This window comes from Peribacillus sp., assembly GCF_059453735.1.
The window spans coordinates 1-4,353 of sequence record NZ_JAZVJO010000149.1; the positions used below are offsets into that span (position 1 = coordinate 1).

At 37.2% G+C, this 4,353-nt stretch carries 6 protein-coding genes; all 6 read right to left on the minus strand.

Annotated elements, in window-relative coordinates:
• On the minus strand, nt 1-212 hold a 212-nt coding region (locus AC52RT_RS05115; RefSeq protein WP_495539753.1), incomplete at its 3' end, for a serine hydrolase.
• Nucleotides 213-241: 29 nt separating this feature from the next.
• On the minus strand, nt 242-688 hold the full coding sequence (locus tag AC52RT_RS05120; protein WP_495539754.1) for a GNAT family N-acetyltransferase: 447 nt from the start codon (nt 686-688) through the stop codon (nt 242-244).
• A 147-nt stretch (nt 689-835) separates the two neighbouring features.
• Complete coding sequence (locus AC52RT_RS05125; protein WP_495539755.1) at nt 836-1,390, minus strand: VC0807 family protein; 555 nt, start codon at nt 1,388-1,390, stop codon at nt 836-838.
• A gap of 463 nt (nt 1,391-1,853) precedes the next feature.
• Nucleotides 1,854-2,648, minus strand: coding sequence for an alpha/beta fold hydrolase (locus tag AC52RT_RS05130; RefSeq protein WP_495539756.1), 795 nt, complete (start codon nt 2,646-2,648; stop codon nt 1,854-1,856).
• A 347-nt stretch (nt 2,649-2,995) separates the two neighbouring features.
• On the minus strand, nt 2,996-3,757 hold the full coding sequence (locus tag AC52RT_RS05135) for an IclR family transcriptional regulator (protein WP_495539757.1): 762 nt from the start codon (nt 3,755-3,757) through the stop codon (nt 2,996-2,998).
• Between the two features lie 193 nt (nt 3,758-3,950).
• The coding region (locus AC52RT_RS05140) for an enoyl-CoA hydratase/isomerase family protein (RefSeq protein ID WP_495539758.1) at nt 3,951-4,353 on the minus strand (403 nt) is incomplete at its 5' end.

Below are 4,353 nucleotides of genomic sequence, written 5' to 3' on the forward strand. Positions count from 1 at the left end.
ACAGCATATGCTGCTGCAAAACCAATATAACTTTTCCTGACAGATGCTGTGTGGAATTGAGAGTCTTCCTGTATTGTTCTTGCATTTGCCTTATTGGAATGAAATCCAAAATACTTCTCTAAAACAATTAAGTCATTATGTATCACAAAAGCAGCAGCTCCGGAAGAGTCCACTAACTTAGAAGTATGTAAGACATGATCTGCTATCCGCAAAAAAGCATCCTTCTTATCGTAGGAGCAGATCATTCTGTAACATCCAATTTATAATGATAGAATTGTGTATCTTTTTTATAGCCGTTATTCTCGTATAGTCTCTGTGCCGAATCATTATCGTAAGCAGTACTGAGACTTAGACTGATCGCGCCTGTCTCAACAGCGTATTCCTTCGCTTTATTCAAAAGCAATTCTCCGATTCCTCTATTTCTGGCAGATTCACACACAAAGAGATCATTTAAAATCCAAGTCTTTCCCATATGAACGGATGAGAATGTCGGATACAGTTGGGTGAAGCCGATATATTCGCCTTGTTCTTTCACAACAAAAATGACAGAATCCTTATTATCTATACGTGCTTTAATGAATTCCTCAGCACCTTGTAAATCTGATGGTTGTTGATAAAAGATCCGATACAGATTAAATAAATGTGATACTGTCTTTACATCTTCTATTGTAGCTTGTTGTATTTCCATTCTTATTCCTCCTATATGTAAGTAATAAATATATCTAAGCAGTTGAACTTGTATAATGATTATTTTTTGTGGAAAGCGGCTATCAAATAACCTGTTAATGAAGAGGTTCTTGATGAAGATAGAATGGCATATAAAGTAAGGAAACGGTTATGCAGCTGGTTTATCCCATTTTTTTAGCATTTTTGAAATATGGATAAAGCCATAGATTAAAATACCACTCATACCCAAGTTTATTATTTTTTTCAGAATGATTGCTTTGTCATATGATTCAACACCGTATGTCTGGATAAGAAATATATTGATTGAGGCTATTATGATTAATTGTAAGGCAAAACCACAAGTGATCAGTTTAAACATGGCCAATATATTTTTGATATAGAACCCTTTCTTCATATAATTACGGTCCTTCCCATGCATTTCCATGACATCAAGAGTAAAGTACAGGAACAACGGGCGGTTTGCGATTACCGTGACAATATAGAAAAAAGCCAATATAAAAGAATAGTAAACGCCGTTCCACATCATCTGCAGCGCAGATCCTGCTAGTACATTGATCAAATTACTGATGATAAGCGTGAATATCATAAATAAACCAGTCAAGTTCACGCGCTTCAACAACATGAATCTTATGACACTATAGATGATTCCCGGTACGGAAGACAGCAGCATGGCATAATAATCACCTATTATGTCCCTGCTCATGTTCCAAATCACTACCGGGAATATCAAATAACAAATGATATCCAATAGGATTATATTTTTCTTTATTTTCTCCACCGGCTTTCTTCATTAACCTGAATGCTTGCTTTCCGCAGAGCGAGACACGGGCTCTTCCTCGCTTCGCACGTGCTCAGGTATTACCTGGCTCGTTGATTATAGCGGGAGTCTCGCACCTTCCGCTATAATCAACCAGCTTATTGTTGGCTGGCTTTGTTCACCGTTCTCATTAACATTCTTTTAGAAAGACCCTTTCAATAAAACATGACCGGCTGGATAGCTTAATTTTCTTTAAAATACATATCATTGAAATAAACTATCAAAATAGCAATTACTTTCCCCAACCCTATGCCATTTTCGTTAAAGTGATGAGCGAAATTAGCTGCTAACTCTTTGAAGTTAAGATGAGGATGCTGTAGAAGTCTTATGAAGGTCTTTAATCGATCTATTAGTGATTTATAATTTTGAATTCTTGTTCGTCTCCCATCGGTAAATCACCTGTGTCTAACCATTTTCTTACCATATGATTAAAGAAGTCCGGCTTTGCTAAAGGAAACCCATGTCCGATATCAGGTATAACTATACCTTTACAATTAGGATTCATTTTCACAAGATCTTTTACGGATGTTTTCATGACGGCTTTCTCTTTTTCACCAACCGTTACTAATATCTTTGCATCTGCTTTTCTGAAATTCTCTGGTAGTTCAAATGACATATTTTCTTCTAAAACTCTGATCAGTGTTTCCGGTTTTATGCGAATACTTTCTTCATAATATTTTTCGTAGTATTCTTCGCTTATATATAATGCCTTGGCCTGCATCTTGGAAAACCCCCGTCTCTTGATTAAGGGAAATGACCATTTGATTATAGGTTTAATCAACTTTTGGGTGTATGTAACGGGACGAACCAATGCACTGTTAATGATTGCGAAATCCACCAATTGTGGTTGTATACTTAGTATTTGAATAATCACTTGTGAGCCTAAAGAAAACCCGATTAAGATGACTTTCTTCCTTTTTGCTTTTTCTTCGATTAAATGTTTTATTCCTTCTGCGCAGCTTCTTATTGTAAATATATTATCGGTATTGCTTAGCCCGTGTTCAGGTAAGTCCGGGACAATGCAATGATAATTGGTGAAGTATTCGACTTGTTTATCCCACATCCAGCCGCTCACTCCTCCTCCATGTAAGAAAAGCATCAAAGGAGCACTTTTATCACCATATTCTTTGTAATGTAATACCAAAATGTTTCACCTCATTTTTTAAAAGAACTGGCTCAGGGTAAATCTTTGTTTTGCTATCACCATCCAAAATAATAAGCAATTCTTTGTCACCTTTTCACTGTATTGGTCACCATAATATGGATAAATTCTGAAATTCTGATAGAGTAATAGGTTTCATTAGGACTATGAAAAAGGATAAAAATAATACTGCCCTGAATATCATTCAGCGCAGTAATGCTCCAATTATAGTCTGCATTGATTTTAAGTAATCAGTGAGTTGCCTGTATTTCCGTTGCCGATGAGCGCACCTCGCTGGACTAGAAGAAGCCGTCCGTTTTCCCTTCAATCATATCTTAATCAGATCTTTTTCACGAGATTCTTTGAGAAGCTTGTTTTAAAAGCGAGATAAGATGTTCAATATCATATTCATCGTACCGGATGTAAGGGAATGTAACAGAAAGCGTCCCTAATAATGATTGATTATGGGCAATAATTGGTACACTGATGGAAGTGGCGCGTTTGACACGTTCCCCTTTTGTTAGAGCATACCCTTTATTTCTTATTTCATAGAGCTGCTGCAGCAAATCATCTTTTGATTCAACAGTGATCTCTGTAATTTTCGTTAATGTTGTTTTCTCTATATAACTCTTAATAAATGCATCGCTCTGAAAAGCAAGGAGACTTTTAGCAGATGCGCCAGCATATAGCGGGGAAGTATTGCCTACAAATGTTAAGGCAGCCAATTCATGACGACTAGGTAAGTTATAGATGCAACGCCGCTGGTCACCATCCATAATATTCAATGAAATATTTTCTTTCGTTTCTTGATTCAATTCTTCCATGATTGGAACAGCTTTTGATAAAAGTGCATCATTTTTTTCAACGAGTTGTCCTAAGAACATAAGCTCTAAACCAAGGCTGTATATTTTCGTTTTTTCGTCTTTTACTAAAAAACCTTCAAATACTAATGTGTTGACGATACGTTGTAAGCTGGAAATCGAAATATCCGTCCTTCTGGAAATCTCTGTTAATGATAATTTGGGATAATCTGCTGAAAATGCTCGAAGTACTTGTATCACTCGATGGATTGAGGACATCGAATAATTATTATTTGCTTTTTCATTCCCCACTGTGAGCACCTCCTTGGATCAACTGTTTTCATATTAGATTATTTTCTGACACCAACTGTTTCAATTCCTCCACTCCCGGTTATTTGTTCTTGCTCCAATGCTTGTTGAATAGTATGGACGCGCCCTGCCGGAATCTTAGTTTCTGAAAGAATTTGAATCCAATCATTTGATTTTTGGTCACAGTTCACCTCTTTTATTTTATAACAGTTTTATTTTCTCCGAAAATCGGTTTTCTTTTTTCCCTGACAGCCCGTACACCTTCTTTGTGATCTTCCTCTTCCATGACAAGAGCCATTTTGGATGATATATAATCCAGTGAAGACCTTAACGACATTTCGCTGTTTTGGTAAACTGCCCGTTTGATTAACTGGGTTGCCAGTTGAGGTCCGTCAGCTAAATTCTGTGCGTAGTCTGCAACAGCTTGATCGAGTTCTTCGTCCGGCACAACAAAAGTAACAAGTCCGCGTTCTTTTGCCGCTTCTGCTGTCAGCACTTCTCCAGTCCACAACATATGCAATGCGATATCCTTTCCGACAAGCCGCGGTAAGAAGTACGCTCCGCCGTCTCCGGGTACAAGTCCTACTTTGATATAGCTT